The sequence below is a fragment of the Bacteroides stercorirosoris genome, from assembly GCF_900142015.1.
GTDB classification, from domain to species: Bacteria; Bacteroidota; Bacteroidia; order Bacteroidales; family Bacteroidaceae; genus Bacteroides; species Bacteroides stercorirosoris.
This window is the reverse complement of the sequence record NZ_FQZN01000006.1, coordinates 164,453-188,492: the sequence shown is the minus strand read 5'-3', so window position 1 is coordinate 188,492 and position 24,040 is coordinate 164,453. Positions and strand designations below refer to the sequence as shown.

Below are 24,040 nucleotides of genomic sequence, written 5' to 3'. Positions count from 1 at the left end.
TAATGAACCAGAATTCTTACCTTTGCAAAATCTCAAAACGATTCGGAGAATGTCCTTGTTTCATAAAAAAGACACAAAAAGAGAAGTTTTCGGACAGATGTTCACGGAGCTATATCCCCGTCTGGTGCGCTACGCCACCCAACTATTGGGCGACGGAGAAGAAGCCCGTGATATTGTGGGTAGTGTGATGGAGCAGGCATGGAAGCAATTCGAAAAGCTGGAACCGGAAAACCGGGGAGCCTGGCTTTACACTGCCGCACGTAATGCCTGCCTTAACCGTCTGAAGCATCTGCAAGTAGAAGCCACCAACCTGGAAGCGCTACACGAAGCCACCCGCATAGATGTAGCGACCGACTACCGGGAACATGAACGACTACTGCAACAGGCGGAAAGCATCGCCCGCAACCTACCGGAACCAACCTGCACGGTATTGCGGCTCTGTTATTATGAACATAAAACCTATCGGGAAGTAGCCGAACAGCTTGGCATCAGTCCCGACACCGTAAAGAAACATATATCCAAAGCTTTGCGTACCTTGCGCGAAGCAATGACCCTGAAAGGAGGAAACCGATGATGGAAGAGAAAAAAGAAAATGATTTCAAGATGGATACTGAAGACCTCAGATTACTGAATGCCTTCGGAGAAGCGCTCGGAGACTTGCCTTCGGAAGAAGAAACCCGCGCGGCATGGAATGCTTTTGCCTCCCGGCAAGACGCCCGAAAGCGCAGACGCATCATACAGATGTGGACTTCCGGCATTGCAGCTGCCATCGTAGTGCTGGCAGTGCTTATCGTGCCCCGCATCACCGGCGAAGATACGATTCAAGATATTGAAATCTTTGCGGCCCTGGATGTCCCCGAAGCAATCATCACCTCGGAGAGCAATGGTAGGATTACTCTTTCAACTCCCCCTGCCACTACCACGCAAATCACTCTGGACGATGGCACACAGGTTACACTCAGCGCCAATTCCCGCCTGGAATATCCTAAACAATTCCCCACAGAGGGCACCCGTGAAGTCCATCTGACAGGAGAAGCACGCTTCGAAGTGGCAAAGGATGCCGAACGCCCTTTCATCGTCTCATCCAGCAAGATGCAGACACAAGTATTGGGCACGGTATTCGACGTAAATGCCTATCCGGGAAAAGTAGCGGCAGTTACTTTATTTCAGGGGCGCGTCCGCGTCAGCGACGAGAAACAAACACAGCAGAAAGACATCTTGCCCGGACAACAAGCTATATTGTCTGAAGATAATGGTTTCACCATATCCGAAGCACAACTCACCGCAACGGAAGGATGGACCAAAGGAGAGTTCAGCTTCGATGATGCCGAACTGGCGGAGATTATGAAGTCTGTCGGCACATGGTATAATACCAGTATCATCTTCCATTCGGCCGACTTGCTGAAACAACGCATTCATTTCCGCTTCCCGCGAACAACTTCCTTGGAAGAAGTAGTGCAAGCGCTCAATGATCTGGGCATAGCCAAACTGGAACAAAAAAAGGGAAAAGTAATCATCAGCGATTATTCTCCCAAGCATTGATATACAGGGGAAGAGCTTTCCGGCTCTCCCCCTGTATTCATTATTCTACGGTCACAGCCGTACCACAAGCGGTTACCATCAGCATACTGCCGCTTCCACCCACGGTTTCATAATCCAGATCCACGCCAATCACGGCATTGGCTCCGAGTGCCCTGGCATGCTCCTGCATTTCACGAAGGGCGATATCTTTCGCTTCGCGCAGCACTTCCTCGTAAGAGCCGCTACGTCCGCCCACTACATCGCGAATGCTGGCAAAAAAGTCACGGAATACATTGGCACCGATAATCGTCTCGCCTGAAACGATACCGTAATAGCGGGTGATACGTCCGCCCTCGATAGTTGGGGTTGTTGTTACTAACATAATCTTTCTCTATTTATTTAAGTTATTTGCACCCTATTAGACGCGCGAATAGAGCAGAAAGTTGCAGTAACGGGACTTTTTATATCTCTTCATTATAATAAAAAAACAAAAAAGGCAACATCCATATATGAGCTAAGATAACTATTTCTCTATCTTTGTCCGGAAGAATGGAAACAGATCATTTTATATTCAAGTTAGTGGTATGTCTGGTAGTTGTGCTTTTTGCACTGCAACCCGAGGATTATAACACCTTTTCCGAAAATGAGCCTCCCTTTCTTTGCATCGAACAAAGCGAACAGCATTCGTCTGGAGAGTTTAACGATGAAGCTGTTATCTCACGTACACTTTCTTTAAACCGTGCCCGCAAGCTCTGTGCAGAGATTACGACGACTTATACTTTCTCTACTGAGAACACTAATTTATACCAATATAGTGACGGTACCCAACCGCACACTCTCAAGAGCGTATACTCCCCCGAACGCTCCTTGCTCTGCACATACCGTCTTTAGAACAAGCCCTTCCATCACCGTATTTTTATATTTTATCCGGTACGAATCATAACATTCGTTCCGCTATGTTTAATTAATTAATTTATATATGGGACTTGTTTTATTATACCTAACCATTGCATTAGCATTATCATTTTTATGCTCCATCCTGGAAGCTGTCTTATTATCCACCCCGATGTCGTACATCTCCACCAAAGAGAAAACACACGGGAAAAGCGCCATTTTACTGAAGAAGTTCAAACAAGATATCGACCGGCCTATTGCCGCCATATTATCTCTGAATACCATTGCCCACACCGTGGGTGCGGCAGGTGTCGGTGCCGAAGCGGTAAAGATATTCGGAGAAGCTTACTTCGGTGTAATCTCCGCCATACTGACTATCTTAATCCTTGTTCTCTCGGAAATCATTCCTAAAACGATAGGTGCTTGTTACTGGCGCTCATTGGCGCTTCCGTCGGCACGTATCATTAACTTCCTTATTATTATCTGTTATCCCCTGGTGTGGCTGTCCGAGCTGATTACCCGTCTGTTTTCTTCCGGCAAGCAGGAATTATCCGTAAGCCGCGAAGAGGTTTCAGCTATGATTTCCATCGGAGTGGAAGAAGGTGTTTTCCAGATGAAGGAAAACAAGATGATACAGAACCTCATCAGATTGGATAAAGTAAAGTCACAATCCATTATGACTCCTCGTACCGTGGTGGCAACAGCTCCCGAAAGTATGTCTCTGAAGGAGTTCTATCAGGATGGGAAGTATAAGTTCTACTCCCGTATTCCGATTTATAATGATAGTGAAGATTACATCACAGGCTATGTGCTGCGGCAGACCGTACTCGAAAAGTTAGCCGAGGACAGATTCGATATGTGTCTGAAGGATGTGGCCCGCCCTATCCTTTCCTTCCCCGAGAATAGTCCTGTTTCCACGGTTTGGGAACAGATGCTTGAACGGAAAGAGCATATCTCGATCCTGATTGATGAATACGGTTGCTTCTGGGGAATTGTCACTATGGAAGATATTATAGAAACAGCCTTAGGCTTTGAGATTGTGGATGAGAAAGACAGCGTAACGGATATGCAGAAACTGGCACGGGATAAGTGGCAGAAGAAGCTGGCGGAGGCGAAAATTAATGATTAGTGATTAGGGATAGTGATTAGTGATTGGCGCTATACGGATGGTTATCACTAATCACTACCCCCTAATCACTAATCAAAACATCTTACTGACACGTTCGATGCCTGCCACCAAGACATCTATCTCCTCTTTCGTATTGTAGATTCCAAAGGAAGCACGCACCGTACCTTCTATGCCGAGACGCTGCATCAGCGGTTGGGCGCAATGGTGTCCTGTGCGCACGGCAATGCCGAGACGGTCGAGCAATGTGCCCATATCGAAGTGATGGATATCGCCTACCAGGAAAGAAATAACACTCCCCTTCTCTGCCGCTTCACCAAAGATGCGCATACCGGGGATTGTTTTCAATCGCTGCGTGGCATACTCCGTCAGTTCATGTTCATAGGCGACAATCTTATCCAAGCCGATGGCGGAAACATAATCGAGCGCTTTCGCCAGTCCCGTAGTGCCGATATAGTCGGGAGTTCCGGCTTCGAATTTAAACGGCAGTTCGTTGAAGGTGGTATGTTCAAAAGACACATGCTGTATCATCTCACCGCCGCCTTGATAAGGAGGTAACTTATTCAGCCATTCTTCCTTACCATAGAGCACGCCCACACCGGTAGGACCGTACACTTTATGTCCGGAGAATACAAGGAAATCAGCATCCAGATCCTGCACGTCCACTGCCATGTGGGGAATGGATTGTGCCGCATCTACCAGGAAAGGTACATCATGCTTATGGGCAATCTCAATCATTTCCTTGATAGGATTGACCGTACCCAGAACATTGGACACATGTACTACGCTCACAATCTTCGTCCGGTCAGTGAAAAGCTTCTCGTATTCATCCATCAGGAGTTCGCCGCGGTCGTTCATCGGAATAACCTTCAGATTGATGCATTTCCGTTCGGCCAGCAATTGCCAGGGGACGATGTTACTATGATGTTCCATTACGGAAACAATCACTTCATCACCCGGATGCAGGAATGCTTCACCGAAGCTGGAGACTAACAGATTGATGCTTTCCGTAGTTCCCCGTGTAAATACGATTTCATTTGTAGAACCGGCATTGATGAACTTCCGCACTGTCTCACGGCTTGCCTCGTGCAGTTCCGTTGCCTGTTGCGACAGAAAGTGTACGCCACGATGCACATTGGCATTGACAGAATAATATTCATCCGTTATGGCATCCACCACACAGCGCGGCTTCTGTGTCGTCGCCCCATTATCGAGGTAGACCAATGGTTTGCCGTACACTTCACGGGATAGTATCGGAAAATCGGCTCTTATCTTTTGAATATCCATATTAGCTTAGAATTATGAATGAAGAATGAAGAATTGGCTGCGCCATGTCATGCCGCATGGTAATTCTTCATTCTTAATTCTTCATTTATTTGCATATCGCACAGCCCTGGCACTTATTCAGTTCTCCACGGAAACGTTTTTCCACCAGCAGATGCAAGCGGTCTTTCAATGCATCCAGCCGGATAGTGTCGATCACTTCGTTCACGAAAGCGAACATCAGTAACAGGCGGGCTTCACGCTCCGGAATACCGCGCTGGCGCATATAGAAGAGTGCATTTTCGTCCAACTGACCAACGGTAGCGCCATGACTACACTTTACATCATCGGCATAAATTTCCAGTTGCGGCTGCGTATACATACGTGCCTCACGGGTAGCGCAAAGATTCCGGTTCGTTTGTTGAGAATTGGTATGTTGCGCATCCGGGCGCACCAATACCAAACCGGCAAATGCACCGACTGACTGGTCATCGAGCACATACTTGAAAAGTTCATTGCTCGTGCAGTTAGGTACGGCATGATCGATACTTGTATTGTTATCTACATGCTGATTCTTATCTGCAATGGCCATACCGCAAAGGTTGATTTCGGCACCTTCACCCGCCAGCAATACTTCGGTGGTGTTGCGGGAAGTACCGTTATGCAAGGTCATGCCATTCAGCAATACGTTGCTGTTGGCTTCCTGTCTCACATACATATTGCTGATACGCACGGTACTTGTATGCGTTTCTTCGAGCTCGTAAAGATCAAAGACAGCATTCTCACCTACGAATACTTCTATCACCTGGGTTGCCAGGAAATTCACGGCATCCATGGCATGGTCGCACACCAGCATGCGTGCCTGTGCGCCATCTTCCAATACAATCAATACCCGGCGGTTCACCAGGAAGTTCACGTCACCACGCAGGATGTTTACCAACTGAATGGGACGTTCCACTATTACATTCTTCGGCACATACAGCAGCACACCGTCTTGTGCAAAAGCGGTGTTGAATGCTGTCACTCCGTCTTTTGAAGTGTCTGCCAGTTTGCCATAATACCTCTTTACCAGTTCCGGTTGCTTCTCCGCCATCTCCTTCAAACTGCCGAAGATGACTCCTTCGGGCAGATGTGAAGCGGGTAGCGCTTTATTGTAAAAAGCATCATTCACTACAAAGTACAGGGAGGTACTCATATTGGGCACATCACATTTGAATACTTCATAGGGATTTACCGGAATATCCAGACGGTTCAGGTTCAACCCATAGTCCGGTTCAAAGAACTTGCTGACATCGGTATATTTATATTTCTCCTGTTTACGGGTAGGAAAGCCAAGCCGCTCAAAGTCGGCAAACGCAGTGGCACGAGGGGCATTCATCACCTCGGCACTGTGCTGGCATATCATCGCTTCCGTTTGGGAGAAAAGATCTATGTATTGTTGTTCTGCATTCATATTACATTTATATTTTATTTTTTAGACACGGATAACACGGATGACACGGATTCTTTATTTTCTTTCTGTAAACACTCTCTGTAATAGTTAGAGAACACCTTCCTGCTTATCTCTGGTTTTGGTCCAAAGTTTAGCAATAAACCAATCTCTATATTTGTTGCCTTCAGATAGTTTACTAATTGCAATTCATGTTCTTTTGATAGCCGACTGACTGCTTTCAGTTCTAATATAACAGAATCATAAACAATAATATCAGCTTCATAATAACCAACTATTTCATTCTTATAATAAACATTTATTTTCGGATGTGCAACACATGGGATATCACGTCTCAATAACTCCCTATATAATGCATTCTGGTATACATTCTCTATAAACCCATATCCGAGTTCATTGTACACATCATAAAATGCATTTATAATAGCACTCGTCTTATCAGCCTGTGTTAAACTCATAATATACTAATAAAGAATCTGCGTCATCCGTGTCATCCGCGTCTAAAAAATCAATTATTCTCCCAACTCCTTCTTAATCCAATCATACCCCTTCTCTTCCAGTTCCAGCGCCAATTCCGGTCCCGCCGTCTTCACGATACGACCTTTGTAAAGCACATGTACGACGTCAGGTTTGATATAATCCAGTAAGCGTTGGTAGTGGGTGATGACGATGGTACTGTTCTCCGGTGTTTTCAACTTGTTCACACCTTCGGCTACGATACGCAAGGCATCGATATCCAGCCCGGAATCCGTTTCATCCAGAATACTTAATTTCGGTTCCAGCATCGCCATCTGGAAGATTTCATTCCGCTTCTTCTCACCACCGGAGAAGCCCTCGTTCACCGAACGGTTAGCCAGTTTATTATCCAGTTCCACAATGGCACGCTTTTCACGCATCAACTTCAGGAACTCGCTTGCACTGAGAGCAGGCAGATGATTATATTTACGTTGCTCATTCACCGCTGCACGCATAAAGTTAACCATACTCACACCCGGAATTTCTACCGGATACTGGAAGCTGAGGAAGATACCCTCGTGACTACGGTCTTCCGGTGAAAAGTCCAGCAGGTTCTTACCGCAGAAAGTCACGCTTCCTTTCGTCACCTCAAAGGCAGGATTACCTACCAATACAGCCGAAAGAGTACTCTTTCCGGAACCGTTCGGTCCCATAATAGCATGCACCTCACCAGCTCTTACCGACAGGTTGATGCCTTTCAATATCTCTTTGCCATTTACACTGGCATGCAGGTCTTTTATCTCTAACATCTTTATATTTACTATTTGACTATTTACAATTTACTATTTAATGTCACTTCTCCACTATTCACTATTACTACCGACCTTTTACTTATCTACCATTCATCTGCCGATTGTGCAGTAAAATAGTAAATAGTAAATCGTCTAATAGTAAATCACCCTACGCTGCCTTCCAGCGAAATAGCCAACAACTTCTGAGCCTCTACCGCAAACTCCATAGGCAGCTTATTAAGCACTTCCTTAGCATAGCCGTTCACAATCAGCCCTACAGCATCCTCCGTAGAAATACCACGCTGGTTGCAATAGAAGATCTGGTCTTCATTGATCTTGCTGGTAGTCGCTTCATGCTCCACAACCGCCGTCTCATTATGGATATCCATATACGGGAAGGTATGCGCACCGCACTTGTCACCCAGCAACAAAGAGTCGCACTGACTATAGTTACGTGCATTATCCGCCTTTTGAGCTACACGCACCAAGCCCCGGTAAGAGTTCTCACTATGTCCGGCAGAAATACCCTTGCTGACAATGGTACTACTGGTATTCTTACCCAGATGAATCATCTTCGTACCCGTATCCGCCTGTTGGTAGTTGTTCGTCACCGCCACACTGTAGAATTCAGCCGAAGAGTTATCTCCCGTCAAAATACAGGAAGGGTATTTCCACGTAATAGCCGAACCTGTCTCCACTTGTGTCCAGGAGAGCTTACTGTTCGCACCTTTACAGTTACCACGTTTCGTAACAAAGTTATAAACACCGCCTTTACCTTCGGCATCACCCGGATACCAGTTCTGTACGGTGCTGTACTTCACTTCTGCACGTTCGTGCACCACAATCTCCACGATAGCGGCATGCAACTGGTTCTCATCGCGCATCGGAGCCGTACAACCTTCCAGATAGGAAACGTATGAATCATCATCCGCCACAATCAGCGTCCGCTCAAACTGACCTGTATTACGCGCATTGATACGGAAATACGTGGATAACTCCATCGGACAACGTACTCCTTTCGGGATATATACAAACGAACCGTCGGAGAATACCGCCGAGTTCAGCGCGGCAAAGAAGTTATCACGGTATCCCACTACGGAACCAAGATACTTCTGCACCAAATCCGGATGCTCACGTACAGCTTCACTGATGGAACAGAAAATAATTCCTTTCTCCATCAACGTTTCCTTAAACGTAGTTTTCACAGATACGGAGTCCATCACGGCATCCACCGCCATGCCACTCAGCGCCATCTGTTCTTCCAAGGGGATGCCCAGCTTATTGAAAGTTTTTATCAACTCAGGATCTACTTCATCCATGCTCTTAGGCGCATCTTTCTTCTTCGCCAACGGATCGGCATAGTAGGAAATAGCCTGATAATCTATCTCAGGAATACGGAGATGTGCCCATGTAGGCATCTCCATCGTCAACCAGTGACGATATGCTTTCAGACGGAACTCCAACAGCCATTCCGGCTCGTTCTTCTTCGCAGAGATCAGCCGTACAACATCTTCATTCAGCCCACGCTCAATGACTTCCGTATGCACGTCGGTGGTGAAGCCGTACTTGTACTTCTCTTGCGTCAGTTCCTTTACATATTTATTGGGTTCTTCGGGTTGCATTATTTAATTAAGTATATATTGTTCAGTAACTTCTTTTGCAGCCGGGAAAAACATTCCCGCGAACGACTCTATAGGATAATATAACACGGATTCCTCCTTCATTGTTCTATCAATCATCGTATTATCCGAGTCGATAAACTCGACAACACAGATCAGCAGGCTCACCAGCAGCAGAAACTTCAATGCGCCCAATCCGGCACCCAGCCAGCGATTCAGCCAACCGAGCGAGACTGCCTCCATCGCCTTCGTCAGCAAAGCCGCCACCAGCAGGAACAGCAATGGCACCACTACCCAGATAACAACAAACGCCAATATCTGGGCAAACGTCATGGAATCCGTTATCTTAGAAAAGACTCTCTCCGCTACCGACACATACAATGCTTTTGCAGCCAGCAATCCGACAATCAATCCGAGGATAGATGCCAATTGCTTGATGAAGCCTTTTATAAAACCGATGACCGCTCCCGCACCAATCACCACTAATAAGATGATATCTATTATTGTCATAACTATATCTAAAAAAAGACACGGATTACACGGATAAACACGGTTCTTCTTTTAAACCAATCCGTGAAATCCGTGTAATCCGTGTCTAAAAGATTATTTCGCTTACAGAGTCTGTTTTACTTCTATTTCTTCGTAAGATTCGATCATATCGCCTACCTTGATATCGTTGCAGTTCGTCAGGCTGATACCGCACTCGAAGTTGGTACCTACTTCCTTCACGTCGTCCTTGAAACGTTTCAAAGCATTGATAGAACCGGTAAAGATTACGATACCGTCGCGGATCAAACGGGCCTTGTCGCTGCGTTTCACCTTTCCGGTCTTCACTACCGCACCGGCTACGAGACCTACCTTGGTGATATTGAACACCTCGCGTACCTCGATGGTTGCAGTTACCTGTTCCTTCACCTGCGGTGCCAACATACCTTCCATGGCGGCCTTCACCTCTTCGATAGCGTCGTAGATTACCGAGTACTTGCGGATATCCACACCTTCGTTCTCCGCCAACTTCGCAGCGGCATTCGACGGACGTACCTGGAAGCCGATGATGATAGCATCCGAAGCAGCAGCCAATGAAACGTCGGACTCAGAAATAGCTCCAACACCCTTGTGGATTACATTCACCTGTACCTGTTCGGTAGACAGCTTGATCAGTGAGTCGCTCAATGCCTCAACAGAACCGTCCACGTCACCCTTAACGATAATGTTCAGTTCGTGGAAGTCACCCAGAGCCAGACGGCGGCCTACTTCATCCAGAGTCAACATCTTCTGAGTACGCAAGCCCTGTTCGCGTTGCAACTGTTCACGCTTGTTGGCGATTTCGCGCGCTTCCTGTTCCGTATCGATTACGTGGAACGTATCACCTGCGGCAGGTGCACCGTTCAATCCGAGGATCAATACCGGCTCAGACGGTCCGGCCTCTTTCAGACGCTGGTTGCGTTCGTTGAACATGGCTTTCACTTTACCGTAAGCCGTACCTGCCAGCACGATGTCGCCTACGCGCAACGTACCGTTTGAAACCAGCATGGTAGCTACATAACCACGTCCCTTGTCCAAAGAAGACTCGATGATGGAACCGGTAGCCTTACGGTTCGGGTTTGCCTTCAGGTCGAGCATTTCAGCTTCCAGCAACACCTTTTCCAAAAGATCGTTCACACCCAGCCCCTTCTTGGCTGAGATATCTTGTGACTGATACTTACCACCCCATTCTTCAACGAGGTAGTTCATCGCTGCCAGTTCCTCCTTAATCTTGTCGGCATTGGCAGTCGGTTTATCAATCTTGTTAATTGCGAATACGATAGGTACACCGGCAGCCATAGCATGGTTGATAGCTTCCTTCGTCTGCGGCATCACATTATCATCGGCAGCGACGATGATGATAACCACGTCCGTCACCTTCGCACCACGGGCACGCATAGCGGTAAATGCCTCGTGACCCGGAGTATCGAGGAACGTAATCTTACGTCCGTCTTCCAGCTTCACGTTGTAAGCACCGATGTGCTGCGTGATACCACCGGCCTCACCGGCAATAACGTTCGCCTTACGGATATAGTCGAGCAACGATGTCTTACCGTGGTCTACGTGACCCATGACGGTAACAATCGGTGCACGCGGTTCCAAATCTTCTTCGGCATCTTCTTCCTCGACAATGGCTTGTGCCACTTCCGCACTGACATACTCGGTTTTATATCCGAATTCTTCCGCCACCAGATTAATGGTTTCAGCATCCAGACGCTGGTTGATGGAAACCATGATACCGATGCTCATACAGGTAGCGATGACCTGTGTAACAGAAACATCCATCATGCTTGCCAACTCGTTGGCTGTCACAAATTCCGTGATCTTCAACACCTTGCTGTCCGCCATTTCACGGTCTTCCATTTCCTGCATACGGTTGGAAGCCATGTCGCGTTTGTCCTTACGGTATTTCGACGTCTTGCTCTTACCTTTGGAAGTGAGGCGTGCCAAAGTTTCTTTTACCTGCTTAGCTACATCTTCCTCCTTAACTTCCTGTTTGATAACCGGTTTCTTGAAACGGTCCTTGTTGTTGTTATTACGGTTGTTACGGTTTCCACCCGGATGATTATTACCACCACCGCCTTGACCGCCAGCACCTTGGGGTTTGCCACCGCCGCCGGGGCGGTTGTCACCTCCACGCTGGAAGTTGGACGCATTGTTGATATCTACTTTCTCCTTATTATTATTAATACGGAGACGTTTCTTCTTGTTGCCGTTAGGATCATTATCTTTCTCCTTACCATCCTTCACTTTATTGTCTTCGCGACGAATTTCCTTGATAATGGCCTCTTTCATCAGTTTCTTCTGATCCTGACGAATCTTCTCTTTCTCTTCACGTTCCTTACGTTTTTCCTCTTTGGTCTTCTTTTTGGGACGTGTAGACTGGTTCAACGTAGCCAGGTCAATCTGACCGATGATATTGATTTTGGAAACAAACTCCGGTTTATGAATTGTGAAGATTTCCTCTTCACCACTTTTTGCAGGTGCTTCTTCTGCCGCAACAGACTTCGGTTCTTCCTTGGCAGGTGCCGCAGGAGCAGGCGTTTCTTTTTTCATTTCTTCGTTATGGGGCACTGCCGGAGCAGGTGCCGTTTTTTCTTCCACAACCACTTTCGGTTCTTCTTTCACCACCGGCTCAGGCTTGGGAGCAGGAGCAGGTACCGGCTTAGGTTCTGGTTTGGATTCTGGCTTCGGTTCCGGTTTGACTTCCGGCTTAGGCTCCGGTTTAGGTTCGGGCCTGGGTTCCGGTTTAGGCTGCGGTTTGGGTTCTTCCTTCACCACAGGTGCGGTTTCTTCTACTTTCTTTTCTTCCACTTTCTCCACTACCGGTTTCCGGTTGTTCAGTTTATCCAAGTCTATTTTTCCGACAGGTTTAAACTTCGGACGCGCATCTTCGGGAATCACAGTCTTGATTTCCTCAACTTTCGCTTTCTCCGTAGTCTCCGCTTCGTAACCGTCAATAGATACCGACGCTTTGTTGCGGTCTTTGTTCTGTCGCTCCTGAATGAAACGTTCCGATTCAAGTCTAAGGTTCTTATCTGTACTGAACTCTTTCACGAGCAAAGCGTATTGCTCCTCGGTAATTTTCGTGTTGGGATTTGCCTCAACGGCAAAGCCTTTCTTCTGCAAGAACTCAACTACCGTTGAAATTCCTACATTCAAATCTCTTGTTACTTTATTTAACCTAATCGTCATACTAAAAAATTAATGAATAATGTGGAGAAAGAAGTTAGTGCAAACAGAAACAAACGTCAACAGACGCTTATTCGGCCTCAGGCTCAGGTTTTGTCTCAGCTTCAGTTTCTGTCTCAGGCTCTACCTCAGCTTCCGGCTCAAATTCAGGCTCCGGCTCGAACTCGGGTTCGCCTTCTTCAAACTCCGAACTTAAAATGCGTAATACCTCGTCCACCGTTTCTTCTTCCAAGTCAGTCTTCTCAATCAACATCTCACGCGGAGCGTTCAACACGGCTTTTGCGGTATCGATACCAATCGCTTTGATAGCATCAATCACCCAACCGTCGATTTCATCTCTGAACTCATCCAGATAGATATCTTCATCTTCAACGGCCTGATCCAACTCACGGAACACGTCAATGGTGTACTCGGTCAACATACTGGCAAGTTTGATATTCAAACCGCCTTTACCAATAGCCAGCGACACCTCTTCCGGTCTCAGGAAAACTTCTGCCTTACGCTCTTCTTCGTTCAGTCGGATAGAAGAAATCTTTGCGGGGCTAAGGGCGCGCTGAATAAACAACTGAATATTGTTCGTATAGTTGATTACGTCAATATTCTCGTTGCGCAACTCACGAACGATACCATGAATACGGCTACCCTTTACACCTACGCAGGCACCTACCGGGTCGATACGGTCGTCGTACGACTCAACGGCAATCTTGGCGCGCTCGCCGGGGATACGGGCAATCTTCTTAATGGTAATCAGTCCATCATTGATTTCGGGCACTTCCATCTCGAACAAACGCTGCAAGAATACAGGCGATGTACGTGAAAGGATGATTTTCGGGTTGTTGTTCTTGTTATCCACACGGGCAACCACAGCGCGTGCGGTTTCTCCTTTGCGATAGAAATCGCTCGGAATCTGTTCCGTCTTGGGCAACAGCAATTCGTTTCCTTCGTCATCCAGCAGCAGCATTTCCTTCTTCCATATCTGGTATACCTCTGCATTGATGATATTGCCTACCTTATCAATGTATTTATTATAGATACTGTCTTTTTCCAGTTCCAGAATCTTTGAGGCCAACGTCTGGCGCAGGTTCAGGATGGCGCGGCGACCGAAATTCGCGAAGATTACCTCATCCGTCACTTCTTCGCCTACTTCATAAGAAGCATCAATTTTCAGTGCTTCCGACAGTGCAATCTGCAAGTTCGGATTCTCCAAGTCTTCATCCGCCACCACTTCACGGTTACGCCATATTTCGAAGTCACCCTTGTCCGGGTTCACGATTACGTCGTAATTTTCATCGGTACCGAACATCTTCGCAATCACACTACGGAACGACTCTTCGAGTACGCTCACCATCGTGGTTCTATCGATATTTTTCAGTTCCTTAAATTCCGAAAATGTATCTATCAAGCTGACAGTTTCTACTTTTTTGGCCATAGTCTTATTTAAAACTGATTAAGTATTTAGTATATTTTATTTCATCATACGCAAAGGTTTCGTCCTCTTGCACCAACTGGGGGCGCTTGACTCCTTCGGGTTTTACTTTCTTCTCAATGGTTACGGTGAAATGCTGTTCGTCGGCGTCCTTGAGCACGCCGCACAACTTGCGTCCATCTTTTTTCAGCACTTCCACTTCTTTTCCGACGTGGTTACGATACTGTTGCAACACTTTAAACGGCTGTCCGATACCGGCAGAACCTACCTCCAACTCATAATCATCCTCTTCACGGTTCAACTTGGATTCGATGTATCGGCTCAGTTCCACACAATCCTCAATCCAAACACCTTCTTTGTGGTCAATTTCCACCACAATCTTATCGTCCGGGCTGATAGTCACTTCCACCAGGAAGTACTCTTTTCCGTCCAGCCACTCGTCAACAATTTGACAAACAGTTTTCTTTTCTATCATTGATTAACTATATAAGAACAAAAAAAGGAGCTCAATTGCCCCTCCACCTTTCATCCATTGCGGTTGCAAAGATATAAATAATCTGTTCGACTACAAAATATTAGAGAAAAAAAGAATCATTTAACGCTCTTGAAGAGAGAAAGTAGCATAAATGACTTCTGTAAAACGGCTTCGGAGGTGTAATTATGCATTTGACATTTTGTATTTTATGCATCACGAGAATGGCGTATTTACGTGTAGCGGGCGGCGTAAACGGAAATACGGAAGTAAAAAACCGTATCTGGCAGATAAATAAAGGAATACATAAATACGAACAACTCTAAAAAAAGAAATATATTCCGCTGGAGGACGAAATAGTGTTGGTTCATGAAGGAAATAGAGATGGGAAGTGTCGGATATAGAGATGGAAGGCATTACATATATAGATCGGAAGCATTAGATATATAGATTGGAGGCGTTACATATATAGATTGGGCATATCAGATAGTTAGTTATTTTGCATAAACATGGGGGAACTGGGAATTATTATTCAGATTCATGCATTTATATTCTTTTATGCAATAGAAAGGAAATCTATTTTCACCTTTTTACGAAACGAGAAGGACAGCAATACGGATGTTTTACTGTCTTTTTGATAAAGGGGAAGGGCGACAGGGTTACTTTATGTATGTGGGTGTATCAAAATACACCACAGATTACACGAATTGACACAGATCATCTATCTTGATAATCAATTATTTTATTTTAATCTGCGTCAATCCGTGTAATCTGTGGTGTGTTTCGGCACCTTCCGGAAAAATCTTATTTATTCGGCGTATTCCACTTCTTCGTATCCGTGCAGGTGATATTCAGCGTCTGATTACCTGTCTGGATGCGAAAATCACCTTTCTCCAATATCCATTTGCCGTCATAGCCAACGAAAGCAAGGTCGGAGCCTTTCACTTTCAGGGTAACGGTTTTGGTTTCACCCGGTCTCAATTCCACCTTCTCGAAAGCACGCAGACGGCGCACATCAGGCGTGAGTGAAGCTATCAGGTCGCTGCTGAACAACAGGACGCTTTCTTTGCCTATACGGTTTCCAGTGTTCTTCACGTCCACAGTAAAGGTCAGCACATCATCGGCAGTGAAACTCGTTTTGTCCGCCTTGAGATTACTGTAAGCATAAGTAGTATAGCTCAATCCGTAACCGAATGCCCACTGTACGGACATCACGGCATCATAATCATAAGCGCCCTGCATCTTTTCGAGGTCTTCACAAGGTTTATAGTCATAGGTAAACAGTGAATTGATATCTCTCGGATAAGTATAAGGCATCTTTCCGCTGAAGTTGGCGTCGCCGGATACAAGGTTTGCAAGAGCGTCGCCACCGTAATTGCCCGGGAGCATCGTGTTGATCACCGCTTTTGCCAACGGTTCTATTTCGCTGACGATGCGCGGACGTCCCTCGTTCAGCACAAGCACAACCGGTTTACCGGTGGCAGCCAGTGCTTTCACCAAGTCGAGCTGATTTTTGGAGAGGAAGAGGTTGTTCAGGTTACCCGGAGTTTCACAGTAGGAATTCTCTCCGATACAGGCAATGATATAATCCGCATGGACGGCGGCAGCCAAGGCTTTATCTATTTCGGGAGCGTTTTCTTCCCACCAGGCACCACCTTTCTTATAAGTAACGCCCGGCTCATAGATAATATTGGAAGCACCGAACTTGTTGGTGAACGACTCAAGGATGGTGTTATAATCGGCCGCGCAATCATCAGCCTTGTCGCCTTGCCAGGAGTAAGACCAGCCGCCGTTAAGCGTGCGCATGGAGTTGGCATTAGGGCCGGTTATCAACAGTTTCTTACCGGAAGCCAACGGCAGGATGCCATCTGCATTCTTCAGCAGCACCAAAGACTCTTCGGCAGCCTGCAAAGCCGCAGCAGCATGTTCCTTACCACCGAACAAAGGAAATTCCTTATGATTGTAAGCAGGGGTATCGAACAATCCCAACCGGTATTTCATGCGCAACACACGGCGTACGGCATCGTCAATACGGCTCATAGGCACTTCGCCTTCTTCCACCAGCTCTTTCAGATAGGTACAGAAACTCCATTCGTAGGGGACCATAGACATATCGATACCGGCATTGATGGCGATTTTGATGGCTTCCTTCTTGCTTCCGGCAATCTTGTCACGGGTATAGAGGTTATTGATATCCGCCCAGTCGGTCACGATCAGGCCATCCCAGTTCAGGTCTTCTTTCAGCCACTGCGTCAGCAATTCGTAGTTGGCGTGGAAAGGAAGTCCGTTGTTCATGGCAGAGTTTACCATAACGGACAGGGCACCGGCCTTGATACCCTCGACGAACGGTGCAAAATGCTTTTCACGCATATCCTGCACAGTAATAGATGAAGGAGTACGGTCCTTGCCCGACACCGGAACGCCATAGCCCATATAGTGCTTGAGGCAAGCGGCCACGTGTTGTTTTCCTATCTTATTGGGGTCTTCTCCCTGGAAACCGAGGACGGACTCGCGTCCCATTTCTGCATTTACATAGCAATCTTCGCCATAGTTTTCCCAATGGCGGGGCCAGCGGGCGTCACGCGCCAGGTCGAGAACGGGAGCATACGTCCAGGGGATACTTCCGGCCTTGGTCTCATAAGCGGAGATGCGCGAACCTTCACGCACCAGTCCGCGGTTGAAGGTAGCTGCCATATTGATGCCTTGCGGGAAGAATGTTCCGCCCAACGTATAAGTGGTTCCATGTATCTGGTCTACGCCATAGATGCAGGGAATACCCATCACTTTCATTGATTTATCTTGTATCTTCCGGATGATTTCCTCCCACTTCTCCTTGGATTGGGCAACACCCTGGGGGACATTCAGAATAGAGCCTACTTTATACTTACCGATAACGGTGTCCAGCAGGGCATCGTCTACCTGAAAATCTTTAGAGGAATGATCGCGCTTCGTAATCACGTCGATGGTAAGTTCCGTCATCTGACCTATCTTTTCTTCAAGGGTCATCTTCTTGAGCAGAGCCTCTACTTCCTTCTCTATTTTCTCGTCTCTGGGGATGGCGGGAGCTACGGAAGTCTGCGCCATAGTGGTTAACACAAGCCCGGACAGGGCTAAGGATAAGATTAATTTTCTATTCATGGTTTTGAATTTGGTTATTATGCGTGCAAAGATAACAACATCCTGCTATACCGAAGGGTACGGCAGGATGTATTTGCGGAAGACTTTACTTGAAAAGCAATGGAATAAACTCGCTCAGATAAATACGCCAGTTCTTCCAGATATGTCCTTCACCGGTTTCGTAATAAGTATATTTATACCCGTTCTCATCCAACAGTTTCCGGTAATCCTCATTCGCCTTATAAAGAAAATCGGTTTTTCCGATAGCTATCCAGTAGAGAGACGGTTTCTTGGCAAACTGTATTTTCAGCTTGCCTTCCATATCTTCATATACCGGAGAGGAAACATCCTTATTCGGCAGGATGGCGGCAGAGAACAAACCGACATAATCAAACATATCGGGATATTGCTTGGATATGTGCAGGGAGTGGAAACCACCCATAGACAATCCGGCAATGGCACGCCCGGACTTACTCTTAAGGGTACGATAGTTCTTATCAACGAATTTCACCACATCGGGAAACGCCTGTTCGAAAGAGCCGTCCATCGTTTTGGGCAATTGCATTGTAGGAGGCTTCATGCCGAGGGAAGACTCACCCGGAGCGGCTTCCTGTGAGGCATTGCCATTCGTCATCACCACAATCATGGGCTTCGCCTTACCTTGTGCAATCAGATTGTCCAGTATCTGCGAAGTACGGCCGAGGGAAATCCAGGCTTCTTCATCACCACCCATGCCGTGGAGAAGATAGAACACCGGGTAGCGTTTGCCACTGGTTTCATAACCGGCAGGAGTGTAGACAGTCATGCGGCGCTCCATGCCAAGTGCCGGACTGTTGTACCAGATGCGGGACACCGTGCCATGAGGTACCTGATTGACCTTATACAAATCGGCACGCTCACCACCGATGATAAATACATTGGTAAGAGTGGCCACGTCACGTATCAGATAGACATTGGCGGGGTCATTCATGCGAAGCCCGTCTACTATAAAAGAGTAACTGTAAAGTTCCGGTTGCAATGGTTCGGGGGTAGTGTATTCCCATACGCCATCCTTACCTTCGGTCATATCTACAACTCCCGGGATTTCATATTCCCCATTCGGAATCTTTACTTTCTGCTTTGGCAGGAAATCACCCGTGATTTGTACTTTCACCGCTTTCGGAGCCTTCAGCCGGAAAAGAACTATGTTATTATCATAAATTTCGGGAGATACGAGTGGACCGATTCCCCAAAGGGCTTCCTGTGCAAAGGTTGCCACACACATCAGCAGGACAGCGGCTAAAATTGTGAGTCTTTTCATAATGGCAATTTTGTTGAAGGTATGATGGATGTTATTTCTTCACCGCTTTGTCCGGACAATGTTCGCGGATATAATTTATAATCAGGAAGCAGGCGGGTTCAAGCACCGTGCCGTGATTGAATCCCTGCAATTCATACAAAGTGACTTGTTTATTACCGATATTCTTCGATACGGAAGCAAACAGGGCATTCTCTTCCCAACGGTCGGCCATTTCCAGATTGCGGTCTCCGGTAATCAATACAACAGGAGCAGTATTCTTACGCACGCGGTTCACCGGAGCGTATTCGTCAATAATAGGAATGCCATTCGGCAGCCCGCGTTCTTTGCGGATAGTGAAATGAGTAACCGTCTGTCCGCTGACCGGAAGATAGGCCGCCACCTTATCGGCGTCTGCGCCATAGGCTTCCAAATATTTCTTATCCATAGCCAGTATCAGTGAAAGGTAACCTCCGGCGGAATGACCGGAAACAAAAATTTTATCCTTATTGCCGCCATATTCTTCGATATGATTGAACGTCCACGCCACGGCAGCCGCAGCATCTTCAATATAAGCAGGATTCTTGGCTTTAGGACTCAGACGATAGTTCACCGCCACAACAGCAAATCCTCTATTCATCAGTTCCCGGGGAATGTGTTTATTGCCTCCTTCCAATCCACCACCATGAAACCAGACGATAGTCGGGAAATCTTTCTTGCCTGCCGGATAGTAGACATCCAGTTTGCAGCGTTCTTTCCGGTAAGCATCCGCTTCCGTGTCAGGGATATAGGACAAGTCTTTTTTCGTTTCATACACTTCCTGCGCGTGCAGGGTAAACATGCAGAATAATAGTAACAGAAAGGTTACTTTTCGTTTCATGGCATATTCATTTAAAGGTTTTCAGCTGCAATATTAGGCAAATAAATTCAAAGAGCAGCTTCTTAATTGTTGAAAAGATTGTCTGTACGTTCAAAATCAGTCATTTTTCTCATTCTTCATATCCGACCATCTTTCTTAATGATGCCAACAACCTTTCCATTTTGTCTAACTGTTTATAAAAGGAAAAGAACTCATTTTGTTTATTCAGAACTTATATGACTTACATCAACAGAAAAAACATTTTCAGGTTCGATTCTAGGCTCCAGGTCGTCAGAAAATGAAGGTTGTTGACGACCACCTACGACATAAAGTTTTCCGTCAGCATAGAACAATCCGGAACTCTCCGAACCGTCCGTAAAATAATAGGCATTCACAGTATTCGTTCTGATATTATATATCTGCAAGTTCATATTTTCATAAATATAAATCAGATTTCCATTGGTTGTAACTCCCGGGCAACAGACTCCTTCCTTTAAATTACATAAGTCGTTCCAGGCACCTGTCTCCAAATCATAACTTCTGACTTTCCACATTGAAGTCGTGTATTGACCACCAAAGAAATAAGCAATATGTCCCACCAAAACACATCTCATAAAATCTCTTCTTTCTTTTGGAATAACAATTCTGGCATCATACCAAATACCTGTTTTAAAATCAAGTATATGTATATTATCAGAGTACACGTTCTTTTTTATGGTGCCACCCATCATATACAGACAATCATCATAAATGAATGTAGCTGGATCTACCGCCTGATGAGGATTCACCCAATCCACATACAGAGTATCTCTATCCGAATCATAAATTTCAATCTGAGGTGCCGTATATTCCAATCTACGGTTGGTGGATAAATACTTTCCCCCCACGATGAATACCTTTCCTTTATAATAATGCGCTCTATGCCCATTACGTCGGGCAAACTTTTGCAGACTTTCTGTCCAAGTATTTGTAGCAACGTCATAAACATACATTTTATCAGAAAGACTACTGCCGGGTACCAGAGTCTTTTCATTTCCTGATATGATATATATCTTGCCATTTTGGATGAAGGAGCCAGAAGAGACAACAGCTACAGGCAAATCCTTCAAAGGTTCATAATTGAGAAAGATGCGTCCTCGTTCTCCCTTCACACTCACTTCCGGCAATTGCTGAGAATAAGTATACATTGTCACGCGATAGGCCGAATATCTCAAATCCTTAAGGGTAAGTTTAAGAGAAAGATATCCCACATACGAGAAAATAATCGTATCACTTCCTGCAATATTCTCCATATCCTCAATATTGAAATGCCCATTTTCATCAGTCACACCTATTCCTACAGAATCTTTTTGCAGGTATATATTTACGCCGGATAAGGGGCTATTATCTTTCCCGTCTATAACATACCCCTGTGATTGAGATTCCATCGGCAGGGAACAAGTCATTATAAGAAATAAAAATATGATTATCTTCATATATAAATATTTAACATTAAATTAAAAGGGAGAAAAGAGAAACATTCTTTCTCCCAATAATCAAGCAATTAAATTTGACTAATATACTGGCTAATTAATTGCTCATTGGCAGCAATAATTTCCTTGTTTTGTTTCATATACTTCTGTAAACTCTCCCGATAATCCTGCTCATTACATTTCACCTTCTTTTTGTTATAAAAATAAACTTCTGATAGTTATCCAATGCCATATCATATCTTTCTTGATCATCATTTATTCGTCCGACATATTCTTGTATCCAAGCCTGCAATTTATATTCTTTTGTACCTTCCAGCCTTTCTTGTGCTTCTAAATAGGCTTGCATGGCCTTTCATTATCTCCTTGTAAAGCAATTACTTTACCATAATAGAATAAAACCTTCCCCCCTCTTACCTTATCATCACTATCCTGATAATAATCTACCGCCAGCTTTATTAAAGAATCAGATTGTAAACTATCCAAACAGTTTTTATCACGTGCCTGAGTCAATAGTAAAGCATAATCAGCACATTCCTTTCCTTGAAGTTTTTCCGATTGTGGTATTTGATTTAAAAGCAATAATGCACTATCAGGACATGTTTCCATATACTTCTCTACCCTATCAAAAATTTCAGATGCATCTTTTGTTCTTCATATCTTATCAGCAAAAAGACTGTTTATTCATAGCATTCAGAACAGAGTTCTCATTCCTGACAACCAAAGATACGAATATGTAGTTTAATAACATACAAAAACAAGGGAAAAAGTACTCAATCATATAAAATAATTACCACCATTTCTAAAGCGAAATATTATCCACTCCAAGGCTACACCCTTTCCCTAAAAGGGCTACACCTTTTATCGGAAAGGGTGTAGCCATTCCAACCAAAAGGTGTAGCCCTAGCAAAAAGGCCTTGTAGCTATCTGTAGATAGGATAGTAATTACACATTTGCCCAATGATGAGTGCATTCATCAGATACAAAACTCTTAAAATATTACCTAATATAGGGTTTATTCATTACATTTGTACCATTCTTAAAACTTTATCCTTATGGCACACCACTTGAATACCAACAAACAGTTTATGATAGGCAATGGCATCCTGGCTTTTGCAGTTATCTTCATAGTCGTTATCTTCATCTATATGAGCCTACGCCTGCAAAAACAAAAAGACGAAGACCGCAACTTCATCGAGACATATACCATTACGTTAACGAAAGGATTTACCGGAGACTCCCTATCGATCCTGATAAACGACAGTGTACTGGTAAATAAAAAAATCACAGAAGAGCCGTTCAGTATGGATGTAAAGCGTTTTGCGGAACAGAGCGCATTGCTGATTGTGGATAATGCAACGGAACAACTCTCTTTATTCGAACTGAGCGAGAAAGGTGGTAATTATCGGTTTGAAAAAGAAAATGGCGAGGTGAAACAACTGTCTCAAAAATAAGACAGGCGGTTGATTCAAAACGGTACAGAAATGAATTATTTCACCACAGATTACACAGATTAGCACAGATTTAGTTTATTAATAATCAGAGACATCTTTCCTAATCTGTGTAAATCTGTGTAATCTGTGGTGCATCATAACCGCTCAAAAAGCAATGAAACAATCAATGCCACTATTTCACCTGAAAATAAAACTTATGCTTCAATGATTTTCCCGGCATCCTGAATGTCAGCTCCACAAAGTTTTCTTCATCTTCCAAACAGTCTTCACTACTATAAGTTATCAGAATATCTTCGCCACGCGGCACAGCTTTCAATTGGGAAGCGCAGTTGGACGTCAGTTTCGGCATGGCAGCTGTCGTAATCTTCTTTCCTTTTATAAATAAGGAAACCACATACGCACCTTTTCCGTTCTCTTTTCCTTCGGCAGTGATAAATCCAGGCAGTTTCTTGTAATTCAGAACTACACCTTCCGCCCATTCCCGACGAGTCTTATCAAAGAAATACTCCACAGCAGGACGCATCTTAGTAATGCACTGATCTATCTCTTCCACGGAAGATATATCGGAAATATGCTCTTCCAGACCCTTTACCAAATCTTCCATCGCACGGTCCTGCTCTTCAAACTGACGTACTAATGCCTTATGTTCACTCTCAGGAAAGGGATAGCGTATGGCATAAACATAAGTAATCTTACCGGATTTCTTGTCACGGCGTTTCTCCCAATAGGAACCGTCTACTTTAGAAAGCGAAATACCTTTGATAAAAGGCAAAGAAGCCGCACGGGTAGAACCTTCCGCCAGATATTGATCCACAAATTCCGTGATACGGTCACCGTTACCGGAAGTTTGCTTCACTACGTGAGAATCCGAAAACTCGATATTCTGCGCAACGGCCTGGATAATCTGCCGCTTTACGCTTTCCATACATTGCTGGCGAGCCTCTTCCATAGAAGCCGTCTCAGCAGAAGCTACAATGTAACCGGACTCTGCCGACTCATACCATGCAGGAGCCCTTTTGTCACTCTTCTCAATCACCTTATATGCCTGAGCAAACAAGGAAACTGTTCCCATACAGAAAAGCAAGGCTACCGTCAGCCCTATTCTTTTTATCTTCATAAGCGATTCTCCT

The 24,040-nt window shown here is 45.3% G+C and carries 22 protein-coding genes; 5 read left to right on the top strand and 17 right to left on the bottom strand.

Annotated elements, in window-relative coordinates:
• Window positions 1-49: 49 nt before the first annotated feature.
• Both BUC01_RS06635 and BUC01_RS06630 read left to right on the top strand, forming a co-directional pair.
• Window positions 50-574 carry an RNA polymerase sigma-70 factor gene (locus BUC01_RS06635; protein WP_025832432.1) on the top strand — a complete coding sequence of 175 codons (525 nt, stop codon included), beginning with the start codon at window positions 50-52 and terminating at the stop codon, window positions 572-574.
• Window positions 571-1,542 (top strand): FecR family protein, encoded by a 972-nt coding sequence (locus BUC01_RS06630; protein WP_083595444.1) that lies wholly within the window; start codon window positions 571-573, stop codon window positions 1,540-1,542. The genes BUC01_RS06635 and BUC01_RS06630 overlap by 4 nt, the downstream gene beginning before the upstream one ends.
• 40 nt (window positions 1,543-1,582) lie before the next feature.
• On the opposite strand, the gene BUC01_RS06625 is transcribed toward BUC01_RS06630, so the two are convergent.
• Window positions 1,583-1,903 carry a heavy metal-binding domain-containing protein gene (locus tag BUC01_RS06625; RefSeq protein ID WP_007210905.1) on the bottom strand — a complete coding sequence of 107 codons (321 nt, stop codon included), beginning with the start codon at window positions 1,901-1,903 and terminating at the stop codon, window positions 1,583-1,585.
• 167 nt (window positions 1,904-2,070) lie between these two features.
• Here BUC01_RS06625 and BUC01_RS06620 point away from each other — a divergent pair, with 167 nt between their 5' ends.
• On the top strand, window positions 2,071-2,412 hold the full coding sequence (locus BUC01_RS06620; RefSeq protein ID WP_034524363.1) for a hypothetical protein: 342 nt from the start codon (window positions 2,071-2,073) through the stop codon (window positions 2,410-2,412).
• A gap of 88 nt (window positions 2,413-2,500) precedes the next feature.
• A complete protein-coding gene (locus tag BUC01_RS06615) occupies window positions 2,501-3,544 on the top strand; it encodes a CNNM domain-containing protein (RefSeq protein ID WP_025832428.1) in 1,044 nt (347 codons plus the stop codon).
• 72 nt (window positions 3,545-3,616) lie between these two features.
• On the opposite strand, the gene BUC01_RS06610 is transcribed toward BUC01_RS06615, so the two are convergent.
• The 15 genes from BUC01_RS06610 to BUC01_RS06545 form a co-directional block, all read right to left on the bottom strand.
• The gene (locus BUC01_RS06610) at window positions 3,617-4,828 is read right to left on the bottom strand and encodes an aminotransferase class V-fold PLP-dependent enzyme (protein WP_025832426.1); all 1,212 of its coding nucleotides are present in this window, start codon (window positions 4,826-4,828) and stop codon (window positions 3,617-3,619) included.
• Between the two features lie 85 nt (window positions 4,829-4,913).
• The gene (sufD, locus tag BUC01_RS06605; RefSeq protein ID WP_025832424.1) at window positions 4,914-6,257 is read right to left on the bottom strand and encodes a Fe-S cluster assembly protein SufD; all 1,344 of its coding nucleotides are present in this window, start codon (window positions 6,255-6,257) and stop codon (window positions 4,914-4,916) included.
• A gap of 14 nt (window positions 6,258-6,271) precedes the next feature.
• Window positions 6,272-6,712 (bottom strand): GxxExxY protein, encoded by a 441-nt coding sequence (locus BUC01_RS06600; RefSeq protein WP_025832422.1) that lies wholly within the window; start codon window positions 6,710-6,712, stop codon window positions 6,272-6,274.
• Window positions 6,713-6,766: 54 nt separating this feature from the next.
• Window positions 6,767-7,519 carry a Fe-S cluster assembly ATPase SufC gene (gene sufC / locus BUC01_RS06595; protein WP_025832420.1) on the bottom strand — a complete coding sequence of 251 codons (753 nt, stop codon included), beginning with the start codon at window positions 7,517-7,519 and terminating at the stop codon, window positions 6,767-6,769.
• 146 nt (window positions 7,520-7,665) lie between these two features.
• Window positions 7,666-9,123, bottom strand: a complete 1,458-nt coding sequence (gene sufB, locus BUC01_RS06590; protein WP_007210913.1) for a Fe-S cluster assembly protein SufB — start codon at window positions 9,121-9,123, stop codon at window positions 7,666-7,668.
• 3 nt (window positions 9,124-9,126) lie between these two features.
• Window positions 9,127-9,630, bottom strand: coding sequence for a CvpA family protein (locus BUC01_RS06585; protein WP_025832416.1), 504 nt, complete (start codon window positions 9,628-9,630; stop codon window positions 9,127-9,129).
• 102 nt (window positions 9,631-9,732) lie between these two features.
• Entirely contained in the window at window positions 9,733-12,840 is a 3,108-nt protein-coding gene (infB, locus tag BUC01_RS06580) for a translation initiation factor IF-2 (RefSeq protein WP_025832414.1), read from the bottom strand.
• 67 nt (window positions 12,841-12,907) lie between these two features.
• Window positions 12,908-14,266, bottom strand: coding sequence for a transcription termination factor NusA (gene nusA, locus BUC01_RS06575; RefSeq protein ID WP_073313075.1), 1,359 nt, complete (start codon window positions 14,264-14,266; stop codon window positions 12,908-12,910).
• Between the two features lie 4 nt (window positions 14,267-14,270).
• Window positions 14,271-14,738: a ribosome assembly cofactor RimP gene (gene rimP, locus BUC01_RS06570; protein ID WP_025832413.1), complete on the bottom strand. Its 468-nt coding sequence runs from the start codon at window positions 14,736-14,738 to the stop codon at window positions 14,271-14,273.
• Between the two features lie 801 nt (window positions 14,739-15,539).
• Window positions 15,540-17,873 (bottom strand): glycoside hydrolase family 3 N-terminal domain-containing protein, encoded by a 2,334-nt coding sequence (locus BUC01_RS06565; RefSeq protein ID WP_073313074.1) that lies wholly within the window; start codon window positions 17,871-17,873, stop codon window positions 15,540-15,542.
• An 85-nt stretch (window positions 17,874-17,958) separates the two neighbouring features.
• On the bottom strand, window positions 17,959-19,152 hold the full coding sequence (locus BUC01_RS06560; RefSeq protein WP_025832409.1) for an esterase: 1,194 nt from the start codon (window positions 19,150-19,152) through the stop codon (window positions 17,959-17,961).
• Window positions 19,153-19,183: 31 nt separating this feature from the next.
• Window positions 19,184-20,008 carry an alpha/beta hydrolase gene (locus tag BUC01_RS06555; protein ID WP_025832407.1) on the bottom strand — a complete coding sequence of 275 codons (825 nt, stop codon included), beginning with the start codon at window positions 20,006-20,008 and terminating at the stop codon, window positions 19,184-19,186.
• 200 nt (window positions 20,009-20,208) lie between these two features.
• Entirely contained in the window at window positions 20,209-21,462 is a 1,254-nt protein-coding gene (locus BUC01_RS06550; RefSeq protein ID WP_025832405.1) for a Kelch repeat-containing protein, read from the bottom strand.
• Between the two features lie 178 nt (window positions 21,463-21,640).
• Window positions 21,641-21,805 (bottom strand): hypothetical protein, encoded by a 165-nt coding sequence (locus BUC01_RS25420; RefSeq protein ID WP_175560867.1) that lies wholly within the window; start codon window positions 21,803-21,805, stop codon window positions 21,641-21,643.
• Window positions 21,790-22,065, bottom strand: a complete 276-nt coding sequence (locus BUC01_RS06545; RefSeq protein WP_139261819.1) for a hypothetical protein — start codon at window positions 22,063-22,065, stop codon at window positions 21,790-21,792. Before BUC01_RS06545 ends, BUC01_RS25420 begins: the two co-directional genes overlap by 16 nt.
• A 446-nt stretch (window positions 22,066-22,511) precedes the next feature.
• Between BUC01_RS06545 and BUC01_RS06540 the strand changes: the two genes are divergently transcribed.
• Window positions 22,512-22,910: a hypothetical protein gene (locus BUC01_RS06540; protein WP_025832403.1), complete on the top strand. Its 399-nt coding sequence runs from the start codon at window positions 22,512-22,514 to the stop codon at window positions 22,908-22,910.
• Between the two features lie 172 nt (window positions 22,911-23,082).
• On the opposite strand, the gene BUC01_RS06535 is transcribed toward BUC01_RS06540, so the two are convergent.
• Window positions 23,083-24,027: a hypothetical protein gene (locus BUC01_RS06535; RefSeq protein WP_025833351.1), complete on the bottom strand. Its 945-nt coding sequence runs from the start codon at window positions 24,025-24,027 to the stop codon at window positions 23,083-23,085.
• Window positions 24,028-24,040 lie beyond the last annotated feature (13 nt).

Bases quoted from the DNA above. Each gene is read 5' to 3' on its own strand.
- sufB (WP_007210913.1), bottom strand. From the start codon at position 9,123: ATGCAACCCGAAGAACCCAATAAATATGTAAAGGAACTGACGCAAGAG.
- nusA (WP_073313075.1), bottom strand. From the start codon at position 14,266: ATGGCCAAAAAAGTAGAAACTGTCAGCTTGATAGATACATTTTCGGAA.
- BUC01_RS06585 (WP_025832416.1), bottom strand. From the start codon at position 9,630: ATGACAATAATAGATATCATCTTATTAGTGGTGATTGGTGCGGGAGCG.
- BUC01_RS06630 (WP_083595444.1), top strand. From the start codon at position 571: ATGATGGAAGAGAAAAAAGAAAATGATTTCAAGATGGATACTGAAGAC.
- BUC01_RS06560 (WP_025832409.1), bottom strand. From the start codon at position 19,152: ATGAAAAGACTCACAATTTTAGCCGCTGTCCTGCTGATGTGTGTGGCA.
- BUC01_RS06625 (WP_007210905.1), bottom strand. From the start codon at position 1,903: ATGTTAGTAACAACAACCCCAACTATCGAGGGCGGACGTATCACCCGC.
- sufD (WP_025832424.1), bottom strand. From the start codon at position 6,257: ATGAATGCAGAACAACAATACATAGATCTTTTCTCCCAAACGGAAGCG.
- BUC01_RS06610 (WP_025832426.1), bottom strand. From the start codon at position 4,828: ATGGATATTCAAAAGATAAGAGCCGATTTTCCGATACTATCCCGTGAA.
- sufC (WP_025832420.1), bottom strand. From the start codon at position 7,519: ATGTTAGAGATAAAAGACCTGCATGCCAGTGTAAATGGCAAAGAGATA.
- BUC01_RS06635 (WP_025832432.1), top strand. From the start codon at position 50: ATGTCCTTGTTTCATAAAAAAGACACAAAAAGAGAAGTTTTCGGACAG.
- rimP (WP_025832413.1), bottom strand. From the start codon at position 14,738: ATGATAGAAAAGAAAACTGTTTGTCAAATTGTTGACGAGTGGCTGGAC.
- BUC01_RS06600 (WP_025832422.1), bottom strand. From the start codon at position 6,712: ATGAGTTTAACACAGGCTGATAAGACGAGTGCTATTATAAATGCATTT.
- infB (WP_025832414.1), bottom strand. From the start codon at position 12,840: ATGACGATTAGGTTAAATAAAGTAACAAGAGATTTGAATGTAGGAATT.
- BUC01_RS25420 (WP_175560867.1), bottom strand. From the start codon at position 21,805: ATGCAAGCCTATTTAGAAGCACAAGAAAGGCTGGAAGGTACAAAAGAA.
- BUC01_RS06540 (WP_025832403.1), top strand. From the start codon at position 22,512: ATGGCACACCACTTGAATACCAACAAACAGTTTATGATAGGCAATGGC.
- BUC01_RS06620 (WP_034524363.1), top strand. From the start codon at position 2,071: ATGGAAACAGATCATTTTATATTCAAGTTAGTGGTATGTCTGGTAGTT.
- BUC01_RS06545 (WP_139261819.1), bottom strand. From the start codon at position 22,065: ATGGAAACATGTCCTGATAGTGCATTATTGCTTTTAAATCAAATACCA.
- BUC01_RS06565 (WP_073313074.1), bottom strand. From the start codon at position 17,873: ATGAATAGAAAATTAATCTTATCCTTAGCCCTGTCCGGGCTTGTGTTA.
- BUC01_RS06550 (WP_025832405.1), bottom strand. From the start codon at position 21,462: ATGAAGATAATCATATTTTTATTTCTTATAATGACTTGTTCCCTGCCG.
- BUC01_RS06535 (WP_025833351.1), bottom strand. From the start codon at position 24,027: ATGAAGATAAAAAGAATAGGGCTGACGGTAGCCTTGCTTTTCTGTATG.
- BUC01_RS06615 (WP_025832428.1), top strand. From the start codon at position 2,501: ATGGGACTTGTTTTATTATACCTAACCATTGCATTAGCATTATCATTT.
- BUC01_RS06555 (WP_025832407.1), bottom strand. From the start codon at position 20,008: ATGAAACGAAAAGTAACCTTTCTGTTACTATTATTCTGCATGTTTACC.